The 20422-nt window shown below is 72.9% G+C and carries 15 protein-coding genes; 9 read left to right on the top strand and 6 right to left on the bottom strand.

The window, feature by feature from the left end:
- Window positions 1-17: 17 nt before the first annotated feature.
- Window positions 18-1316: a hypothetical protein gene (locus AB0C66_RS23855; protein WP_362442052.1), complete on the top strand. Its 1299-nt coding sequence runs from the start codon at window positions 18-20 to the stop codon at window positions 1314-1316.
- 137 nt (window positions 1317-1453) lie between these two features.
- Here the strand turns inward: AB0C66_RS23855 and AB0C66_RS23850 are convergent, their stop codons facing one another.
- Window positions 1454-3433 carry a transglycosylase domain-containing protein gene (locus AB0C66_RS23850; RefSeq protein WP_362442050.1) on the bottom strand — a complete coding sequence of 660 codons (1980 nt, stop codon included), beginning with the start codon at window positions 3431-3433 and terminating at the stop codon, window positions 1454-1456.
- A 519-nt stretch (window positions 3434-3952) separates the two neighbouring features.
- Between AB0C66_RS23850 and AB0C66_RS23845 the strand changes: the two genes are divergently transcribed.
- The 4 genes from AB0C66_RS23845 to AB0C66_RS23830 all read left to right on the top strand — a co-directional run bounded on the left by AB0C66_RS23845 (window position 3953) and on the right by AB0C66_RS23830 (window position 9184).
- A complete protein-coding gene (locus AB0C66_RS23845) occupies window positions 3953-5263 on the top strand; it encodes a DUF692 domain-containing protein (RefSeq protein WP_362442048.1) in 1311 nt (436 codons plus the stop codon).
- Between the two features lie 5 nt (window positions 5264-5268).
- Window positions 5269-6324 carry a TIGR04222 domain-containing membrane protein gene (locus AB0C66_RS23840; RefSeq protein ID WP_362442046.1) on the top strand — a complete coding sequence of 352 codons (1056 nt, stop codon included), beginning with the start codon at window positions 5269-5271 and terminating at the stop codon, window positions 6322-6324.
- 114 nt (window positions 6325-6438) lie between these two features.
- Window positions 6439-7251, top strand: coding sequence for a TIGR04222 domain-containing membrane protein (locus AB0C66_RS23835; protein ID WP_362442044.1), 813 nt, complete (start codon window positions 6439-6441; stop codon window positions 7249-7251).
- Between the two features lie 100 nt (window positions 7252-7351).
- Window positions 7352-9184 (top strand): alpha/beta hydrolase, encoded by a 1833-nt coding sequence (locus tag AB0C66_RS23830; protein ID WP_362442041.1) that lies wholly within the window; start codon window positions 7352-7354, stop codon window positions 9182-9184.
- Between the two features lie 60 nt (window positions 9185-9244).
- Here AB0C66_RS23830 and hemQ read toward each other — a convergent pair whose 3' ends face one another.
- From hemQ to AB0C66_RS23815, 3 genes are read right to left on the bottom strand one after another with little or no spacing between them, the layout of a single operon-like run.
- Complete coding sequence (hemQ, locus tag AB0C66_RS23825) at window positions 9245-9961, bottom strand: hydrogen peroxide-dependent heme synthase (protein WP_362442038.1); 717 nt, start codon at window positions 9959-9961, stop codon at window positions 9245-9247.
- Between the two features lie 5 nt (window positions 9962-9966).
- Window positions 9967-11418 (bottom strand): protoporphyrinogen oxidase, encoded by a 1452-nt coding sequence (gene hemG / locus AB0C66_RS23820; RefSeq protein WP_362442036.1) that lies wholly within the window; start codon window positions 11416-11418, stop codon window positions 9967-9969.
- Between the two features lie 12 nt (window positions 11419-11430).
- Window positions 11431-13155 carry an IclR family transcriptional regulator C-terminal domain-containing protein gene (locus AB0C66_RS23815; protein ID WP_362442033.1) on the bottom strand — a complete coding sequence of 575 codons (1725 nt, stop codon included), beginning with the start codon at window positions 13153-13155 and terminating at the stop codon, window positions 11431-11433.
- 95 nt (window positions 13156-13250) lie between these two features.
- Here AB0C66_RS23815 and AB0C66_RS23810 point away from each other — a divergent pair, with 95 nt between their 5' ends.
- Window positions 13251-14447 carry a 4-hydroxybenzoate 3-monooxygenase gene (locus tag AB0C66_RS23810; RefSeq protein WP_362442030.1) on the top strand — a complete coding sequence of 399 codons (1197 nt, stop codon included), beginning with the start codon at window positions 13251-13253 and terminating at the stop codon, window positions 14445-14447.
- A gap of 223 nt (window positions 14448-14670) precedes the next feature.
- Complete coding sequence (locus tag AB0C66_RS23805; protein WP_362442027.1) at window positions 14671-16059, top strand: FAD-dependent oxidoreductase; 1389 nt, start codon at window positions 14671-14673, stop codon at window positions 16057-16059.
- On the opposite strand, the gene AB0C66_RS23800 is transcribed toward AB0C66_RS23805, so the two are convergent.
- A complete protein-coding gene (locus AB0C66_RS23800; RefSeq protein ID WP_362442024.1) occupies window positions 16056-17522 on the bottom strand; it encodes a hypothetical protein in 1467 nt (488 codons plus the stop codon). The two genes, AB0C66_RS23805 and AB0C66_RS23800, sit on opposite strands and share 4 nt — an antisense overlap.
- 40 nt (window positions 17523-17562) lie before the next feature.
- Window positions 17563-18654 (bottom strand): uroporphyrinogen decarboxylase, encoded by a 1092-nt coding sequence (gene hemE / locus AB0C66_RS23795; RefSeq protein ID WP_362442021.1) that lies wholly within the window; start codon window positions 18652-18654, stop codon window positions 17563-17565.
- A 91-nt stretch (window positions 18655-18745) separates the two neighbouring features.
- Between hemE and AB0C66_RS23790 the strand changes: the two genes are divergently transcribed.
- Complete coding sequence (locus tag AB0C66_RS23790; RefSeq protein WP_362442019.1) at window positions 18746-19480, top strand: DUF3000 domain-containing protein; 735 nt, start codon at window positions 18746-18748, stop codon at window positions 19478-19480.
- 233 nt (window positions 19481-19713) lie between these two features.
- Window positions 19714-20373 (top strand): response regulator transcription factor, encoded by a 660-nt coding sequence (locus AB0C66_RS23785; RefSeq protein ID WP_020867870.1) that lies wholly within the window; start codon window positions 19714-19716, stop codon window positions 20371-20373.
- Window positions 20374-20422 lie beyond the last annotated feature (49 nt).

The following is a 20422-nucleotide window of genomic DNA, read 5'->3' as shown; positions in this document are numbered from 1 at the left end:
TGAAGGCGCTGAAGAACATGAAGACGTGGAAGGCTTTAAGCGCACGGAGCGCTCACGGAGTGGTGGGGCCCCTCGGCGCGCTCACCGCCGTGGCCGTCGTCGTGGCTCTGCTCATAGCCCTGACCTCGCGCGGCGGCGCGGGGGACGTGGTGGGGGAAGACGTCTCGGCGGCCGCGACCTCCCCGAAGTCGAACCTGCTGCCCAAGGAGGCGGCGAAGAAGAAGGAGAAGTACGCCGACTGGGACGGCAAGGTCAAGGTCCTCGGCGACGGCTCCACTTCCTATACCGGCCCGCAGCCGCATCAGTTGAAGCCACAGAAGCTCAAACCCGGTGAGAAGCCACCGCAGTTCGTGGTGTTCTCCTGGGACGGCGCGCTGGAAAACGACGACCGGCTCTTCTCGCGTTTCCGCCGGGTCGCCCAGGAGAGCAATGCCACGATGACGTTCTTCCTGAGCGGTATGTATCTGCTGCCCAAGTCGAAGAGCGATCTCTACCAGCCGCCGCAGCACAAGCGGGGGTCGGCCGCGATCTCCTTCCCCACCGACGAGCACATCCGGGAGACGCTGCAACAGCTCAGCGGCGCCTGGCGGGAGGGAAATGAGATCGGCTCCCACTTCAACGGCCATTTCTGCGGCAGCAAGGGCGGCGAGGACTGGACCACCGACGAGTGGAAGAGCGAGACCGAGCAGACCTATTCGTTTGTGAAGAACTGGAAGACCAATACCGGCTTCACCGACATCAAGCCCCTGCCCTTCGATGTCGATGTGGAAACGGTGGGCGGGCGCGCTCCGTGTCTGGAGGGACAGAAGAATCTGCTCCCGGTGATCAAGTCGCTCGGCTGGCGCTATGACGCCAGTTCACCCGGTGACTTCCAGCTGTGGCCGTCGAAGATCGATGGAATCTGGAACTTCCCGCTTCAGCTGGTGCCGTACCCGCAGAGCGAGAAGCAGGTCCTGTCGATGGACTTCAACTTCCTCTACAACCAGTCCGGCGACAGCACCGAAGGCGATCCTTCGAAGTACACGGAGTGGGAGCGGCTGACCCGCGAGGGCTATCTGAACGGTTTCGAGCGCGTCTACCACGGCAGCCGCGCCCCGCTGTTCATCGGAAACCACTTCGAGACCTGGAACGGCGGCATCTATATGCAGGCCATCGAGGACGTGATGCGGAACGTCTGTCCTCGTAAGGGTGTGCGCTGCGTATCGTTCAAGCAGCTCTCCGACTGGCTGGATGTCCAGGACCCGGAAGTGCTCGCGAAACTGCGGATGCTGGACCCGGCGGAATCCCCGGACTGGCCGACCTTCACCAAGAAGTAGCCGGTCCGGCGCCTTCTCTTCTCTCACCCCCGGGAAATGCCCCGGGGGTGATCCCGTTTTACGCCCGGCCGGGGCCGACCGGGGCCGACCCGGGCCGACCGGGGCCGGCCGGGGCCGGCCGGGGCCGGCCGGAGGCGTCATTCCCCGGCGGTCGCCGTCATATAGCGCGTCCAGATGGACAGCGGATAGCTGTCCACCGAGGGGACCGCGCCCGCGCCGCCCAAGTCCTTGAGCGGCAGCAGCTCCTGGGTCTTGGGGTCCACCCGTGACAGCGACACCGCCGTGGACAGCTTCTTGGTGTAGCCGACGAACCAGGCCGAGGTGTCGTCCTGCGCCATACCGCGCTTGCCCGCCACATCGGATCCGGCCGTACCGGCCGCCTTCGCCGATCCCGACGCGCTCTGGACGGCGCCGCGCAGGGCGTCGTCCACCTGGTTCGCGACCGTCTCGCTGAACGCCCGCTCGGAGCCGTCCTTGAGCAGCCGGATCCTGTCCCCGTTGCGGGTGAGCCCGGTGACCGAATACGGCGGCGCGTGCATGCCCTTGGCGGCGAACGTCCCATAGGCGCTGGCCATCCGGATGGAGCTGGGGGTGGCCGTGCCGAGCGAGAAGGCGGGCACCCGGGCGCCGAAACTGCTCGGCAGCATCCCCGCGTCGATGGAGGCGCGCCGGACCCGGTCCAGGCCGACGTCCATGCCGAGCTGCATCATCGGGGTGTTGATCGACTGCACCACGGCCTGGCGCAGACTGACCTGGCCGTAGGACCTGTCGCCGTCGTTGGCCGCCCGCACGATCTTCCCGCTGCGGTCCCAGTACGGCCCCTCGGGCGTGCGCACGGCCACCTTGTTGTCGCCGTCGTACAGGCTCGTGGGGGCCACCGGCTTCCGGGGGCCCTCGCGGTCGTGCAGCACACCGTCGCGCAGGGCGGCGGCGTAGACGAACGGAGTGAAGGCCGTACCGGCGGGCACATTGGAGGCGTTGGCGTCGTTGAACCCCTGCTCCAGATAGCCGGGACCGCCGTACAGCGCGGCGATCCTGCCGTCCGGCGCCACGGAGGCGGCACCGATGCGCACATGGCGGTCGCCGGCCCTCTCCTTGGGGTCGAACGAGGCGCGCGCCTTCTTCACCGATGCGGCCAGCGCGTCCACCTTCGGCTTCTCGAAGGTGGTGTGGATCTGATAGCCGCCGAGGTCGAAGTCGGCGTCGGAGATCTCCGTATGGGAACTCACATACGCCCGGGCGGTCTCCACCAGATATCCGACCTGCCCGGTCAGCCCCTCGGGCTTCGGCTGCGCCTTGGGCTCGGGGAACGAGGTGTACTTCGCGCGCTCCTCGCGGGAGAGCTTTCCGATCTCGACCATCCGGTCGAGCACCCACTTCCAGCGCTCCGTCACCCGCTGACGGTTCTTCTCACCGAGCGTGGGATCGAATGACCCGGCGCCCTTGAGCAGTGAGGCGAGAAAAGCCCCCTCACTCGCGTTCAGCTGCGAGACGTCCTTGCCGTAGTACGCGTAGGCGGCCCGCTGAATGCCGTAGGTGCCCCGGCCGAACCAGCTGGTGTTCAGATACCGCTGGAGAATCTCCTCCTTGCTCATGCGGTCGTCCAGCTTGATCGCCATGAACATCTCGGTGACTTTGCGGGAAAATGTCTGGCGCTGATTCAAATAGGCGTTCTTCACATACTGCTGGGTGATGGTGGAGCCGCCCTGGGTCTCCCCGCCGGTCACCATCCGCGTCACGGCGCGCATCAGCCCGCTGGGCGAAACCCCGCTGTCGGAGTAGAAACTGGCGTTCTCGGCGGCCAGCACGGCCCACTGGACCTTTTCCGGCACCTTCTCCAGGGGGACCTCCTGGCGGTTGACCGGTCCGGTGCGGGCCATCTCGCTGCCATCCGCCCAGTAGTAGACATTGTCCTGCTGGGTGGCGAAGTCGTTCAGATCCTCGGGTATGTCGGTCCGCAGGTAGAGAAAGCTCAGCAGCCCGGTCATGATTCCCAGGCAGAAGAGGAAGAGCAGGGACGTCTGACGCCATGACGGCAGCCAGCGCCACACGCCCTTCCGGCGTGCCCGGGGATAGTCCAGCCGGACACTCCCGGCCGCCCAGCGGGCCAGCCGCATGAGCCGGCGCCTCGCGGGCGACAAACGACGGCGGCCCCCCGGGAAAGCCGGGCCGCGCCGGATCTTCGGCGGCGCGGCACGGCGGTGCTTCCGGTGCCTCCCCGCCGCGTTGCTGTCGCTGCTGCCCTGCACTTCTTTCCCCCACGCTCACTCCGCGCGCGGGCGCGGCACAAAGAGGTGATCTTCCATCCCCCACAACCCCCCGATCTTATTTTCCCCCCCGAACACCTGTCGCCACAGGGGCGCAAAATTTTGTAACAGTGACGAATTCCGCAACTCGGGACGCCAGGTGACCATTCGCCCCACCCGGACACCCCCGCCGCACCCGCGCGAGGCGGGCCGCCGGGGCGTCCGGACGGGCCCGCTCCGGCCTCCGGCGGGCTTCCCGGGGCGGACCACCAAAGCTCAAATGAAGCTCTGAACCGTAGGGGCCCGGGGTTCGTCCTCTCCCTGTGGGGTCATTACCCCGGCACGCGAGAACACCCGCGCGGGACGCGGGACGGAACGAGGAGGGGGAGCATGGTGCGCCTCGGTACCGGAATCGGCTGGCGACCGGAAATCGCCGATGAGATCGCGGGACTGCCCGGGATCGACTGGGTGGAGGTGGTCGCGGAGAACATCTGTCCCGGCCATCTGCCCGACGCGCTGGAGCAGCTGCGGGAGCGCGGGACCACGGTGGTGCCGCACGGCGTCTCCCTGGGCCTGGGCGGTGCCGAACGGCCCGATCCCGAGCGGCTCGAGGCACTCGGCGAGCGGGCGGAGGCGCTGGGCGCCCCGCTGGTCACCGAGCACATCGCGTTCGTACGGGCCGGGGGTCCGACGACCGCGTCGCCGGTGATCGAGGCGGGGCATCTGCTGCCCGTGCCCCGCACCCGGGACGCGCTCGACGTGCTCTGCGAGAACGTGCGGATCGCGCAGGACGCCCTGCCGGTGCCGCTCGCGCTGGAGAACATCGCGGCGCTGATCTCCTGGCCCGGCGAGGAGATGACGGAGGGGCGTTTTCTGGCCGAGTTGGTGGAGCGGACCGGGGTACGGCTGCTGATCGACGTCGCCAATCTGCACACCAACCACGTCAACCGGGGCGAGGACCCGGCCAAGGCCCTGGACGAGCTGCCGACCGAGGCCATCGCCTACGTCCATGTGGCGGGCGGGGTGGAACGGGACGGGGTGTGGCACGACAGCCATGCCCATCCGGTGACCCAGCCCGTGCTGGACGTCCTCGCCGAGCTGTGCACCCGCACGGCACCGCCCGGTGTGCTGCTGGAGCGCGACGAGGACTTCCCGGCTGCCGAGGAGCTGGCGGGCGAACTCGACGCGATCCGCGCGGTCATGGCGGCGGGCACCGCCCCGAGGCCCGCGGCCCCGCGGGCTTCCGACGCCCCGGCGGTGGACGGGCCCGGCGGGACCGCGCTCGACGCCGCCCGGCAGCGGCTCGCGCTCACCCAGACCTCCCTGCTGTCCGCGCTCGTCGCGGGCACTCCGGCCCCCGAGGGTTTCGACCGGCGGCGGCTGCGCGTCCAGAGCAGGGCGCTGACGGCCAAGCGGACCTCGGTGATCGCCCATGTGGCGCCCGAGCTGCCGGAGATCCTGGGCGACGGGTTCCGCCCGGCGTTCCTGGAGTACGCGGACAGCCGCCCGATGGCCGGCGGCTACCGCCGCGACGCGTTGTCGTTCGCCGAGTACCTGCTCGCCGACGACCTGCCCCGGGACCCGGCGGCGCGGCGGCGGCTGACCCAGTGGTGGAAGGAGCGGTCGGGCCCCGCCCCGCTGCCGGTGAACCCCGCGGCGCGCTTCGCCCGTGCCGTACGCCACGCCCTGAGCGGAAGGTGAGGGACATGGTGACGGCAGTGATCCTGGTGTACGTGGCGGTCGCGGTCTCCATGACGACCCTCATCGTGGGCACGGTCCGCTCCCGCGACTCGGCCGGGGGGCCGGTGTCCACCCGGGCCCGGGACGTCCTGGAGGCGGCGTTCCTGGCGGGCGGGCCCGGCCGGGTGGCGGACACCGTCATCAGCACGATGCACAGCGACGGACGGCTGGCCGTCGGTGGTCCGGGGCTGGTCTCGGTACGGCAGCCGGTCGCCCGCCACCCCGTCGAGAACGCGCTGCTGACGCTCTGCGCCCGCTCCCCGCACGGCGGACTGGCCCTGCTGCGCCGGGAGCTGATGCGCACGGCGGAGGTGCAGGCGATCGGCGACGAGCTGGCGCGGCGCGGGCTGATGGCGCGGCCCGAGCGCATCCGCTTCTGGCGGCGCTGGGCGGTATGGCAGCTCGTCGCCTGTGTGCTGGCGCTGTTCGGAAGCTTCTGGGTGACGCTGGCGCAGGACCTCGACTCGTACCGGGTGCCGTTCATCTTCAAGGTCCTGCCCGCGCTGTTCCTGGGCTTCGTGGGCGGAGCGATCTGCGCGGGTGTGGGCAAGCGCCGGGTGACCGGCGCCGGGAAGCGGGCGCTGCGGTCGTACGCGTCCGAGGCCAGGACGGCTCCCACGGCCACCCCCGTGCCGGACGACCGGTCGGGGCAGTTCGCGCCGTCGGGCACGGGGCCGGGCCATGGCCACGCTCCGTACGACACCCAGGCCGTGGCCGCCGTGGCGGCCGCCGTCGCGCTGGGCGGCGCGCTCGCCCTGGCCGAGGACCAGGTGCTGCGGGACCAGCTGCTGGAGGCGGGCCGGAGCTCGGTCGGCGCGTCGGGCGGCCCCGGCGGGGACGTCAGCTTCTCCGTGGTGGACTCCTCCGACGGCTCATGGTGCGGCGGAGGCGGTTCGGGGTGCGGCGGGTCCTCCTGCGGCAGCGCCTCCTCCTGCGGCGGTGGTTCCAGCTGCGGCGGTGGTTCCAGCTGCGGGGGCGGTTCCAGCTGCGGAGGCGGTGGGGGCTGCGGGGGAGGCGGCTGAGCCACCCGGAGCGGCGCGGTGCGGACACCACCGCGAGACGGCCCCCGGCCGCCCGTGCCGTTCCACATCGTGAAAACCGTGGCGCGCACGGGCCGGGTCCAGTAGAACTCGGCCATGGTGTGGGTCCCGTTCCTGCTTGTCGCCTGGGGTGTCGCGGTGGTCAGCTGCGCCCGGCTGTGCCGGGCCGCGGTCGCCGCCGCCCACCCCCTCCCCGAGGCGGACCCCGGCCCGGCCGCGGGCCGCGCGGCGCTCGGCCTGTACGAGACGGCCTTCCTCGCGGGCGGTCCGCGCCGGGTCGGCGACCTCGCGCTGGTGACGATGTACCGCGAGCGCCGTCTGCTGCTCGCGCACACCGGCTGGGTCACGGTGGTGGACCCCGAGGGCCGCGACGATCTGGAGCGCTCGGTGATCTCCGCGATAGGTCCGGACGGCCAGTCGCCCGTACCGGCCGTCCGGACCGCGCTCGCCACCGCCGAGCCCGTACGGGCGCTCGCCGACCGGCTGGTGGGCGCGGGGCTCGCGGTCTCCGCCGCCGCCCGGACGAATGTGGCCGCCGCGGTACGGCAGGTCGGGGCGGCGTGTGTGCTGGTCCTGCTGTCGGCGGCGGGTGCGCTGCTGCTGGTGCCGCCCGCGCCGGGGCACGGGCCGGTGGCGGCGTGGTTCGTGCTGCCGCTGGTCCTGACCGCGAGCTGTCTGGTGATCGCCCGGGTCGAGGCGCACCCCTACTCGCGCTGGGCGTCCCCGGCCGGACAGCAGCTGCTGGGCCGGATCGACGTCCCCCCGCGGCGGACCGCGGCCCGGCACGGCGGGAGCGCGGCCGACGACGGGGGTGCCGACGAGCTGCTCACCGCGGTCGCGGTGCACGGCACCGCCGCGCTCACCGACCCCGCGCTGCGCGCGGCGCTGAAGGCGCATTGGGGTCAATGACCCCGACACCGCCGCGCGGTGCTTTACACAGCCAACCACCGCACGAAATATGCCTTTTATCGCGTCACGCATGATCGCGCACCGCGGAAAGGGATGGCTTGTGAGAGCAGCAGTGCTGTACGGCATCCTCGGACCGCTCTCCCTGTCGCTGGGGATGACCGCGCTGCTCGCCACTCCGGCCACCGGCCGTCCGCTGGCCGGGCCCGCCGCCCCGCACACCACCGGCGCCGCCACCACGGCCACCACCGGCGCCACCGCCGCCCTCCGGGCCCGGACCGCCGGGCCCGGCTCCGCCGCCACTCCCCTGGCCGCCGCGCCCGCCTGGTCCGCCGCGCCCGCGTCCCCCACGCTGGCCGCCGCTCCCCTCGGCCGTGCCGCCGAGGCCCAGGGCGTGGCGCGCGCCGCCCGGCGGGCCGCCGCCCGCGGGATCGACTTCGGTCGCTGCCCCCGCGCCGAGGAGCTGACCGCCCCCCTCACCTGCGGCACGGTCTCCGTGCCACTGGACTACGCCCGGCCCGACGGCCCGCGGATCTCGCTCACCGTCAGCCGGGTACGCGCCACCGGCCCCAAGGCCCGGCGCCAGGGGGCGCTGGTCTACAACCCGGGCGGACCCGGCGCCTCCGGGATGTCGTTCCCCTCGTACGCGGCCGAGGAGGAGTTCCGGCGGGTGGCGAAGGCGTACGACTTCGTCGGCTACGCGCCCCGGGGCGTCGGCCGCTCCGCACCGCTGTCCTGCCAGTCGCCCACGGCCTTCGCCGAGGCGCCCACCAGTTCCCCGCCCGTTCCGTCGGCGGGGTTCAAACGGCGCATGGTGACCCGGGCGCGGGCCTACGCCAAGGGCTGCGCCCGCCGCGCGGGTTCGGCGCTCGCGCACTACACCACCCTCAACAACGCCCGTGACCTCGACGTCCTGCGCGCCGCCCTCGGCGAGCGGCGGCTGACCTTCATGGGCGCCTCGTACGGCACGTACTACGGCGCGGTGTACGCGACGCTCTTCCCCGGCCATGTGCGCCGGATGGTCTTCGACAGCGTGGTCAACCCCGACCCCTGGCAGATCTGGTACCGCAACAACCTGGAGCAGTCGCTCGCCTTCGAACGCCGCTGGCGGGACTGGCGCACCTGGGCCGCCCGCCATGACGACGTCTACCACCTCGGCACCACCGCGGCGCGGGTGCTCGCCTCGTACGAGAAGGCGCGGGCGCGGCTGACGCGGGAGCCCGCGGGCGCGGTGGGCACCGCCCAGCTCCAGAACGCGTTCCTGCGCACCGGCTACAACGACGCCTACTGGGATCCGAGCGCCCGGGCGCTGGCCGCCTATCTGCGCAGCGACCCCGCCCCGCTGAACGACCTGGCCGCACCGGACCCCGCCACGGCGGCCGAGGACGAGAACGGCAACGCCGTCTACACGGCCGTGGAGTGCAATGACGCGGCCTGGCCGCGCACCTGGTCCACCTGGGACCGCGACAACACCGTGCTGGCCCGCCGGGCGCCCTTCGAGACCTGGGACAACGTCGCGATGAACCTGCCGTGCGCGTTCTGGCCGACGGGGCATCAGCAACCGCTGGACATCGGCGTCGGCACCGGCGCGCGCGCCGCCACCGGCAAGGCGGCCGCACCGGGCAGCGGTGCCCTGCCGCCGGTGCTGCTGCTGTCGGCCGAGCGCGACGCGGCCACGCCCTACGCCGGGGCGAAGGAGCTGTGGCGGCGGCTGCCCGGCTCCTCCCTGGTGACCGAGCGGAACGCGGGGACGCACGGGCTGTGGGGCGGCCCCAACACCTGCGTCAACCGCTATGTCGACACCTATCTGCTGACCGGGAAGACCCCCGGCCGGAGCGCCGACTGCGCGGGCCGCGCGGAGCCGGACGTACAGCCGGAACCGGCCCCGCTGCCGGACTCCGGCAGAGGGCCCGCCGCGCTTCCCGGGATGCCGTGAGGCTCCGCCGACCCGGCCGCCCGGCACCCCGAGGTGCCGGGCGCGGTGCCGTCGTCGCCGTCAGGCGAGCCCGGCGACCAGTTCGGTGACGGCCTTGCGCCGCCCGGTGTAGAACGGCACCTCCTCGCGCACATGGCGGCGTGCCTCGGAGCCGCGCAGATGACGCATGAGGTCGACGATCCGGTGCAGCTCATCCGCCTCGAAGGCGAGGATCCACTCGTAGTCGCCGAGCGAGAAGGAGGGGACGGTGTTGGCCCGCACGTCCGGGAAGCCGCGCGCCATCTTGCCGTGGTCGGCGAGCATCCGGCGACGGTCCTCGTCGGGCAGCAGGTACCAGTCGTAGGAGCGTACGAAGGGGTAGACGCTGACGTAGTCGCGCGCCCGCTCGTCCGCGAGGAAGGCGGGGATGTGCGACTTGTTGAACTCCGCCGGGCGGTGCAGCGCCATGTTCGACCACACCGGCTCGAGCGCCCGCCCCAGCCGGGTGCGGCGGAAGAGGTTGTACGCCTCCTGGAGGGCGTCGGAGGTCTCCGAGTGCCACCAGATCATGACGTCCGCGTCGGCCCGCAGCCCGGAGACGTCATAGGTGCCGCGCACGGTGACGTCCTTGGCGGCGAGCTGGGCGAAGAGCTCCTCGACCTCGTCGGCGTAGCCGGTGCGGTCCTCCGGCAGCACATCGCGCAGCCGGAACACCGACCACAGGGTGTAGCGGATGACCTCATTGAGGTCCTTGGCCTTCTTACCGGCGTGGGGAGTCTTGTCAGGAGCAGCAGTCATGCTCCCTATTCTCGCTCCCGGCCTCCGGCGCCCGGCCCCAGGGTGGCCCCGGTGTGCTCCAGCACTTCCTCGGCCGCCCGGCGGGCGCTGGCGACGCAGGCGGGGATGCCGACCCCGTCGTAGACCGCGCCGCACACCCGCAGCCCGGGGAGCTTGGCGACCTCCGCGCGGATGCGGGCCACCCGGTCCAGATGGCCCACGGGGTACTGCGGCAGTCCGCCGTCCCAGCGGTCGACGCGGGACGCGACGGGCCGCGCGGCGAGACCGGCCGCCTCGCCGAGATCGGCGAGCGACAGCCCTACCAGATCGGCGTCATCGCGCTTCAGATCATCCTCGTCCTCAAACCGCCCGATCGAGGTACGCAGCACCAGCAGATCAGGGGCCGCGTCCCGCAGCCAGCCCCATTTGCGGCTGGAGAAGGTGGCCGCCTTGATCGTGTGACCGTCGACCGGCGGTACCAGGAAGCCGCTGCCCTGGGGAAGGGCGTCGACGTCCGCGCGGCGGAAGGCCATGGTGATCAGCGCCATGGAGGCGTAGTCGACGCTGCCCAGTTCGGCGGCGGCGGCCGGGGAGTCGGCGGCGAGCAGCCGCGCGGCGGCGGGCGCGGGGGCGGCCAGCACCACCGCGTCGGCCATGAGCGCGCCCGCGTCGGTGGCGACGGTCCAGCCGTCGGCGGACCGCCGCAGCTCCCGTACCGGGGTGTGGGTGCGGATCTCACCGCCCGCCGCGCGTACCGCGTCGGCCACCGCGAGCGGCAGCCGTCCGACACCGCCGTCGATACCCGTGAAGACCGGGCCGCCCCGGCGGCTCGCGGCCCGCGCGACCAGCTCCCGTACGCCCTCGGTCAGCGGGCGTCCGGAGCGGGCCACCTCGAAGAGGGTGGGCACCGACGCGCGCATCGAGGTGCGGTAGACATCGCCCGCGTACACCCCGCCGAGCAGCGGCTCGACGAGCCGGTCGACGACCTCCCGGCCGAGCCGCGCCGCGATGAACTCGCCGAGCGCCACATCCTCGCCGACCTCGGCGGGCGGCAGGGTCTCCTCCCGGGCGATCCGCGCGAGCCCCTCCGCGGAGATCACCCCGGAGTCGGCCAGTGGCGCCAGATCGCCGGGTACGCCCATCACATGGCCCTTGGGCAGCGGCAGCAGCTCACCGCGCGTCCACAGGGAGGCGCTCGCGGTCGCGGGGGGCTGAAGCCGGTCGCCGATGCCGACCGCGCGGGCCAGCTCCACCGCCTCGGGCCGCCGGGCGAGCATCGACTCGGCGCCGAGGTCCACGGAAACGCCCTCGATCTCCCCCGTGCGCAGCTTTCCGCCGAGCCGCTCCGACGCCTCCAGGACGGTCACCCGCGCCCCGGCCTCCAGCAGCCGGTGGGCCGCCGCCAGACCGGAGATCCCACCGCCGATGACGACCACATGGCCGGTACGCCCCGCCCCGGGGGTGCTCGCTGCGCTCATGCCCCCACTGTCTCAGACCCTCTGCCCGCGCCGCGGCGGCCGGGTGGCGTCCGGGGAGCCCGTCGCGAGCGGGCGGTACGCGGCGGCCACGGCCAGATCGGCTTCGATCCGGGAGGCGGCGGCGAGCAGTGCCGGGAGCAGTGCGCGGCGGGCGCTCTCCACGGTGCCGCGGCCCGCGTGGGTCGCCACGTTGAGCGCGGCCGTCACCCGCCCGTCCGCGTCCCGTACGGGCACGGCGAGCGACCGCAGCCCCTCCTCCAGCTCCTCGTCGACGAGCGCGTGTCCGTCGGCCGCCGTCCGCTTCAGCAGCCGGGCCAGCTCGGCCACGGAGGTCACGGTGTGCCGGGTCAGCCGCCGGGGATCCGCTGACGCCAGGTACGCGGCGCGGGCCCGCTCGTCCAGCCCGGCGAGCAGCACCCGTCCCATGGAGGTGGCGTAGGCGGGGAAGCGGGTGCCGACGGTGATGTTGACACTCATGACGCGGCCGGTGGGGACTCGGGCGATGTACCGGATGTCGGCGCCGTCGAGCACGGCCAGGGACGCCGACTCCTGGACGGTGCGGACCAGTTCGCGCAGATGCGGTGCGGCGAGGTCGGTGAGGGTGAGAGCGGCCAGGGGCGCGTAGCCGAGCTCCAGCACCTTCGGCAGCGGCCGGAAGCCCCGGTCGGCGGCGGCGTAGCCCAGCTCGACGAGGGTCAGCAGCGAGCGGCGGGCGGTGGCCCGGGGCAGCCCGGTGGCCTCGGCGACGGCGGTCAGGGAGAGCCCGCCGGTGGCGGCGTCGGCGGCGCCCAGGGCCCGCAGCACGGCGAGCCCCCGGGCGAGGGACTGGAGGAACCCGGCCCCCCGCTCCCGTTTGGCCCTCCGCGCGGGGTCCTCCCCCATGGCGCCCGGCGGGCCGGACGGCTGAGCGCCGCCGCTGTCCCGTGGTGCGGTCGACGCCGCTTCCATCGCGGGGAGTTCGGCCCGCAGCGGGCCCAGGACGGCGGCGCGCAGCGAGAGGGCGTCGTGGCGGCTGGTGTGGCTGACCACATTGACCGCGCAGACGATACGGCCCGCCGCGTCCCGCACCGGGACCGAGACCGCCACCAGACCCGGTTCGATCAGCTGGTCGTCGAGGGACCAGCCGTCGCGGGCGGCGGCCTCGGCGCGGGCCTCGAACTCGGCGTCCGGTGTCCGGCGGGGCGGAACGGCCGGGAAGGCGGTGTTCAGCGGGTCGTCGGCGCGGCGGGCGCGCCAGGCGGCCCAGGTCCGCCCGTCCCAGTCCGCCGCGAAGAGCGCGCCCGGAGCGCAGCGCTCGGCGGGGAGCCGTTCGCCGATCCGGAAGGCGAGGGACATGGTGCGGCGGCGGGTCGCCTGGACGACGAAGTGCACTCCGTCGCCGTCGGGCACGGCCACCGAGACCGATTCGTCGAACCGGTCCGCGAGCCGTTCGGCGAACGGCCCGAGCGCCTCGGGCAGTCCGCTGGCCGCGAGATAGCCGTTGCCCAGCTCCATCAGCCGGGCCGCGAGGCCGATGTCGCGCCCGTCGAGGGCCACGTATCCCAGCTCACCGAGAGTGGCCACCACCCGGTCGACCACCGACCGGGCGAGCCCGGTGCCACGGACGAGATCGCCGGGCCGGACCGTGGCACCGCCCTCGTACGCGGCCAGTCGGGTCAGCTCGCGCAGCACGGCGAGGCCGCGCTCGAGCGGGCCGACGGGGCCATTGACAGGCGGCGGCGCCGGACTGAGACTCATCACGCCGTCAATTATGAACAAAGTTTCACTGGGCGAACAAGGCGAACGAGCGCGGCCGTCTCACCTCTCACCGGCCCGGACGAAGGGACGTAGCGATGCGCACGACCGTCGGCATCATCGGCGCGGGGCCTGCCGGTCTGCTGCTCGCCCGGCTGCTGCACCGGGCGGGGATCGACTGTGTGGTGCTGGAGAGCCGGGACCGCGAGTACGTCGAGCGGCGCCAGCGGGCCGGGATCCTGGAGCAGGGCACGGTGGACGCGCTGCGTGCGTGCGGCGCGGGCGCGCGGCTGGGCCGGGAGGGGCTGGTCCACCACGGCATCGAGCTGCGTTTCGAGGGCCGTCGGCACCGCGTCGACTTCCCCTCGGCCACCGGCGGCCGGTCGGTGACCGTCTACGCCCAGACCGAGATGGTCAAGGACCTGATCGCGCTCCAGCTCGACGAGGACGGACCGCCGCTGCTGTTCGGGGCGCGGGCGCTGGCCGTGGAGAAGCCGGACTCCGCCGCACCGGAGATCCGCTTCCACCACGAGGGCCGCGAACGGACCCTGGTCTGCGCGGTCGTGGCGGGCTGCGACGGCTTCCACGGCATCGCCCGGCGGGCGGTCCCGGCGGACCGGGTGCGCACCTTCGAGCGGGACCATCCGTACTCCTGGCTGGGGGTGCTGGCCGATGTGCCGCCGTCCTGCGAGGAGTTGATCTACGCCCGGCACCCGCGCGGCTTCGCGCTGCACAGCATGCGCTCCCCGCGGGTCTCCCGGCTCTACCTCCAGGTGCCGAACGGCACCGATCCCGCCGCCTGGCCCCATGAGCGGATCTGGGACGAGCTGAGCCTCCGGCTGGGCGTGGACCCCGATGCGGACGGGGGCGGGAGCTGGACGCTGGAGCGCGGTCCGATCACCGCCGTGTCGGTCACCCCGATGCGCAGCTTCGTCCAGGAGCCGATGCGCCACGGCAGCCTCTTCCTGGCGGGCGACGCGGCGCATATCGTGCCGCCCACCGGCGCCAAGGGGCTCAATCTGGCCGTCTCCGACGTCCTCACCCTGGCCCGCGCGCTCATCCACCACCACCGCACGGGCTCCACCGAGCTGCTGGACGGCTACTCCGCGACCTGTCTGCGCCGGGTGTGGCAGGCCGAGCGGTTCTCGTCCTTCCTGACGGACACCCTGCATCCGCGGCCGGACCAGAGCCCGTTCGAAGGCCGTCTCCAGGTCGCGCGGCTGGACCGGATCGCCACCTCCGCCACCGCCTCCGCCGAACTGGCCGAGAACTATGTCGGCCTGCCGCTGTCATGACGGCCGCGCACCTGCCGGTCGCCTCCCCGGACGCGGGTGCGCCGCGTTCACCACGCCCTCCGTGCGGGTGATGTCATGACTGCCACCACGGCACCCCGTTCACCCGGGAACGAAGCCGGACACGGCTCATCACCGTCGACCGGCCACGCCCACAGGGCCCTCGCCCGCACGTAGCGTGGTCCCGGCAGAGTCGAGGAGACACGGCGGCGGAGGGGCAGGGGCCATGGCGGCGCGGCGGATGGTGGTCATCGGGGGCGACGCGGCGGGGATGTCCGCCGCGTCCCAGGCACGCAGAGTCGGCAGCCGAGGCGATCTGGAGATCCTCGCCTTCGAGCGCGGCCACTTCACCTCGTACTCGGCCTGTGGCATCCCCTACTGGGTCGGCGGCCAGGTGGACGGCCCCGACGCCCTGATCGCCCGGACGCCCGAGACCCACCGCGGCCGCGGTATCGACGTCCGGCTGCGCACCGAGGCCCTCGAGATCGACCCGGCCGGACAGCGGGTCCTGGTCCGGGATCTCACGCCGCGCGGCGACGGCGAACGCTGGTACGGCTACGACGATCTGGTGATCGCCACCGGCGCCCGGCCGCGCCGCCCCTCGATGCCGGGGATCGACGCGCCCGGGGTGCACGGGGTGCAGACCCTGGACGACGGCCGGGCCCTGCTGGACACCCTCGAGGGCACCGATGTCGGACACGCGGTGGTGGTCGGCGCGGGCTATATCGGGGTGGAGATGGCCGAGGCGCTGATCCAGCGCGGCTGCCGGGTCACCGTCCTGGAGCGGGGCGAGCAGCCGATGGCCACGCTCGACCCCGATATGGGGCGGCTGGTGCGCGAGGCGATGACCGGACTCGGCATCGACACCGTCACCGGGGCGGAGGTCACCGAGGTGCTGACCGGCGAGGACGGCCGGGTGCGGGGTGTGGCCACCAAGGTCAGCGAGTACCCGGCCGAACTGGTGGTGCTGGGGCTCGGAGTGGTCCCGGAGACCGGGCTCGCCCGGGAGGCGGGGCTGCCGCTTGGCGAGTCCGGCGGGCTGCTGACCGATCTGGCGATGCGGGTCCGCGGCCATGAGCACATCTGGGCGGGCGGCGACTGCGTCGAGGTGCTCCACCTGGTCTCCGGCCGCACCCGGCACATCCCCCTGGGCACCCACGCCAATAAGCAGGGTCAGGTCATCGGCACCAACGTGGGCGGCGGTTACGCCACCTTCCCCGGGGTCGTGGGCACGGCGGTCAACAAGGTCTGCGATCTGGAGATCGCCCGCACCGGACTGCTGGAGGCCGAGGCGAACGCCGTGGGGCTGCGGTTCGTGACCGTCACGGCCGAATCGACCAGCCGGGCCGGGTACTACCCCGGCGCCCGCCCGATGACCGTGAAGATGCTCGCCGAGCGCCGCACGGGACGGCTGCTCGGCACGCAGATCGTGGGCCGGGAGGGCGCGGGCAAGCGCGTGGACACCGCGGCGGTGGCGCTGACCGCCGGGATGACGGTGGATCAGGTGGCCGCACTGGACCTGGGCTACGCCCCGCCGTTCTCACCGGTGTGGGACCCGGTGCAGGTGGCGGCGCGTCAGGCGGTGGCGGCGGTACGGGCGGCGGAGTCCGCCTAGGCGGCCCCGCCGTCCGGGTCGGCCTCGTCCACCAGCTCCGCCATGGACGCCAGCCTGCCCTCCGCGTACTCGGCCAGGGACCACGGGCATGTCCAGGACTCGGGCCCGAGGACGTCCTCGGGCGCCGGGTGCTCCTCGGGGGCGTACAGATGCGCCAGACCTCCGCGCCACCCACCACCGGCCAGTGGCGGATGGGCCGGATGTGCGCACCGCTCCGCGGGCCGGGCGGCGACGGCGCTCCGCAGCACCGGCACGACCTCGCGGAGCACCGAGACCGGCGGGTCCGGGTAGGCGATCAGCGTCGTCTGCCCGACGGTCAGCAACAGCACGGTCCGTTCGCGCTCGTCGGTGGCCCGGACGTACCGGCGGGCCGCCCACACCCCCAGGTCCAGGGAGTACCGCTCGTTCCAGGGCTTGTAGTCGATCCGCTCCACGACCTTCGCGATCTCCAGCCGTCCGTCCGGGCCGAGGTATTCGGCGTCCAGAGCGGAGGTGTCGCGGTGGCCGAAGAGTTCTTCGCGGCAGGTGCGCAGCAGCGTGAGCGACTCCTTGGCGAGCCCGGCGATGAAGGCCGGGCACAGCATGACCTCCAGCGCCCCCCGGTTCCCCCACTGGTGCTCGAAGACGGCCCGCCCGCGGGGGCTGCTCAGGATGACGCCCAGTTCGGCGGCCTCCGGCCCACTGTCGGAAAGCTCCGGATGCGTCTCGTGTCCGCACTCGGCGTCGGCGATCCCGGGCAGTACCTTCTCCAGCCCGTCGACCAGGTCGTCCAGGACCGACCTGGTGCGGATCATCCCGGAGGCGACGTACCAGGTCACCGCCCGGACGACCATGACGCACCCGGCCCTGTCCAGCGGATCCTCGGCGAGGCTGAGGTCCCATCCCGCCGACGCCGCCTCGTCGTCGACATCGGTCTCGGGATAGCCCTCCAGAAGCGCCGACAGGTCATGGATCCTCTGCCGGGCCTCCAGCGGCAGCCGGGGCGGGACGTCGTCCACCGAGCCGGGGTCCACGATGTCCCGGGCGATCCGCGCGAATCCGGCGACATTGCGCGGACAGCGCCACTCCTCGCGCGGCGCGGACGGCTCCTCCGCCGCCGACTCGTCGGCTATCAGCCGCAGTTCGTCGGCCAGTTCCTCGTCATTCTCGTCGTAGTGCGTCCGGAAGGGATGCGAGGCGTGGTCACAGGGCCGGTCCCGCAGGGCGCCGTCGACGGCGACGAGGGCCTCCATCACCCGGGGGACCACCCCATCGCCCAGCCGATAGCCGACATACGGCGCCATCATCACCAGGCCCAGGGTCCAGACGTACGCCGAGGGACCGCCCGGGTCGGCGGCGAGCCGGTCGGCACAGTCCAGCACCGCCCGGTCGTAGCTGTCGTCCCCGGTGTTGTCGTAGTCCTCGCGGATCTCGTCCCAGGTGCCGGCGAGCTCCTCGACGGCGGCGGCGTCCAAGTCGTTCATGATCGGAACGACGCGCGGCGTCCCACGATGGTTCCTGCCGTCAGACCGAGCGCGCGGTACGGGTGTGGACGTACTCCACGAGCCGGGTCAGCGCGTCCGGGTCGGTGGTGGGCAGCACCCCGTGACCGAGGTTGAAGATATGCCCCTCCAGGCCCCGCGCCGCGTCCAGCACCTCGGCCGCCTTGGTCTCCACCGCCTCGTGCGGGGCGAAGAGCACCGCGGGGTCGAGATTGCCCTGGAGCGCCGTACCCGGTCCGACCCGGCGGGCGGCCTCGTCCAGCGGCACCCGCCAGTCGACACCGACGACATCCGCCCCGGCCTCGCCCAGCAGCCCGAGCAGCTCACCGGTGCCGACGCCGAAGTGGATACGCGGTACGCCGTAACCGGCGACGGCGTCGAAGACCTTCGCCGAGGCGGGCATCACACTGCGGCGGTAGTCGGCCGGGGCCAGGGCGCCGACCCAGGAGTCGAAGAGCTGGACCGCCGAGGCGCCCGCCTCGATCTGGACCTTCAGGAAGGCGGCGGTGATGTCCGCGAGCCGGTCCAGCAGCTCGGCCCACAGCTCCGGGTCGCCGTACATCAGGGCCTTGGTGTGCTCGTGGTTGCGCGAGGGACCGCCCTCCACGAGATAGCTGGCGAGGGTGAACGGCGCGCCCGCGAAACCGATGAGCGGGGTGGAGCCGAGCTCGCCGACGAGCATCCCGATGGCTTCCGTGACGTACTTCACATCGTCCGGTTCGAGCGGACGCAGCCGCTCCAGATCGGCGCGGCTGCGGATGGGCCGCTCCACGACGGGGCCGACCCCGGGCTTGATGTCGAGGTCGAGACCGATGGCCTTGAGCGGCACCACGATGTCGCTGAAGTAGATCGCCGCGTCCACCTGGTGGCGGCGGACCGGCTGGAGCGTGATCTCGGTGACCAGGTCGGGCCGCATGCAGGACTCCAGCATGGCGGTGCCCTCACGGACCTTGCGGTACTCCGGCAGCGAGCGCCCGGCCTGCCGCATGAACCACACCGGGGTGTGCGGCACCGGCTCCCTCCGGCAGGCGCGCAGAAATGCCGAATCGGCGGTGGCACGGACCGCGGCGCGGCCGGTCTGCTGCTGGCCCGAGGGCCGCTCTGTGGCGCTCATGTCCCAAATCTTCGCACGGGCCGAACGAGTGACCCGCCAACCCGGGTGTTCCTCCCCGGTTGAGGCCCTCGATGCGCCTAGTCTTCCGGGCATGGCAGCGGTTCAAGGACACCTCTCGAACGGTGCTGACGGGGCTGACGGCGCGGACGCGGGTGGGGAGGGCGCCCCCCTCGCCTTCCGGCGTGCCGTTTCGGGGCTGCGCGGCGTGCGGGTGCGGCCGGAGGTGGAGCTCGACCCGACCCCTCCCCCGCGGCGGCTCGCCCCTTATGCGTACGCGCTGGAGGCGGTGGTCACCGAGGACGGCGCGGACGAGGACGAGGAGCTGGCCGAGGGGCGGCTGATCCTGCTGCACGACCCGGCCGGGCACGACGCCTGGCAGGGGGCGTTCCGCCTGGTCACACTGGTCCACGCGGATCTGGAGCCGGAGATCGCGGCCGACCCGCTGCTGCCAGAGGTGTGCTGGTCCTGGCTGACCGGCGCGCTGGAGGCGCGCGGGCTGTCCTACGGCGAGCCCAGCGGCACGGTGACACGCGCCAGCTCGCACTACTTCGGCGCGATGAGCGAGCGGGAGCCGTCCACCCGGATCGAGATCCGCGCCTCGTGGACCCCCTCGGAGCACCCGGCCCCCGAACCGGCCGACTCCGGGCAGCGGCGCCCGGAGGAGCGGGCGGGCGGGGACGCGGCGGAGCCGGGCGTACCGGACACCGGGGCACATCTGGCCGCCTGGTGCGATCTGCTGTGCCAGATCGCGGGTCTGCCCCCGGCGGGGGCCACCGAGGCGGGCATCGTCTCGCTCCCCCAGCGCCGGGGCCCCCGGCCACGCTGATCGCCGGGGCCGCCACGCTCTCCCGTTCGACCGGGTCGCGCCCCTTCGGGCCGACCACGGCCGGGACTGTGGCGCCCCGGAGGGGAAGCGGGCCCCAAAAAGAACGTCATTGATCGAAAAGCCGTCCTAATTGCCCGAATTGTTACTCACCAAATCGTGATCATTCTCTAAAGCCCGACGGTATCGGTGCCGAAGGACGTGGTGACCCGTCCCACCACTTCCCAGGAGGCCTGGTGTCTGTTCTCCTCGAGCAACCGTCCAGCCTGGTCGCCTATCGCCCGAACAAGCCGACGGCCATGGTCGTCGTCGCCGACCCCCGCGTTCGTTCCACCGTCACCCGTCATCTGTGGGCCCTAGGGGTGCGCGACGTCATCGAGGCGTCGTCCATCGCGGAGGCCCGTCCCCGAATCGGCAACCCCCGGGACATCTGCGTCGCCGATGTCCACCTCCCCGACGGCTCCGGCCTCACCCTGCTGTCCGAGACCCGGGCCGCGGGCTGGCCGAACGGCCTCGCCCTCTCCGCCGCCGACGACATCGGCGCCGTGCGCAACGCCTTGGCCGGAGGGGTCAAGGGCTACGTCGTCACCGGCACCCGCACCAACCTCGGCATCCCGGGCCGTCCGGGCGCCGCGCCGCTCGGCGCCGCCGCCCGGATGCACCGCCGCCCGCCGGGCACGCCCGGCCACCCCGGGGGCTACCGGGAGCTGTCGGGCCGTGAGGTCGAGGTGCTGAGGCTGGTTGCGGAGGGCCAGTCCAACAAGGCCATCGGCGTCTCGATGGGCCTGTCCGCCCTCACCGTCAAGAGTCACCTCGCCCGGATCGCCCGCAAGCTGGGCACCGGCGACCGGGCCGGAATGGTCGCGGTCGCGCTGCGTACCGGGATCATCCACTGAGCCGTATCCACCCGCCCGGCCGCCACCGCCCCGCCACTCTCCGCGCCCG

Source organism: Streptomyces sp. NPDC048636, assembly GCF_040650655.1.
Lineage (GTDB): Bacteria > Actinomycetota > Actinomycetes > Streptomycetales > Streptomycetaceae > Streptomyces.
This window is presented reverse-complemented; position numbering and strand designations above follow the sequence as displayed.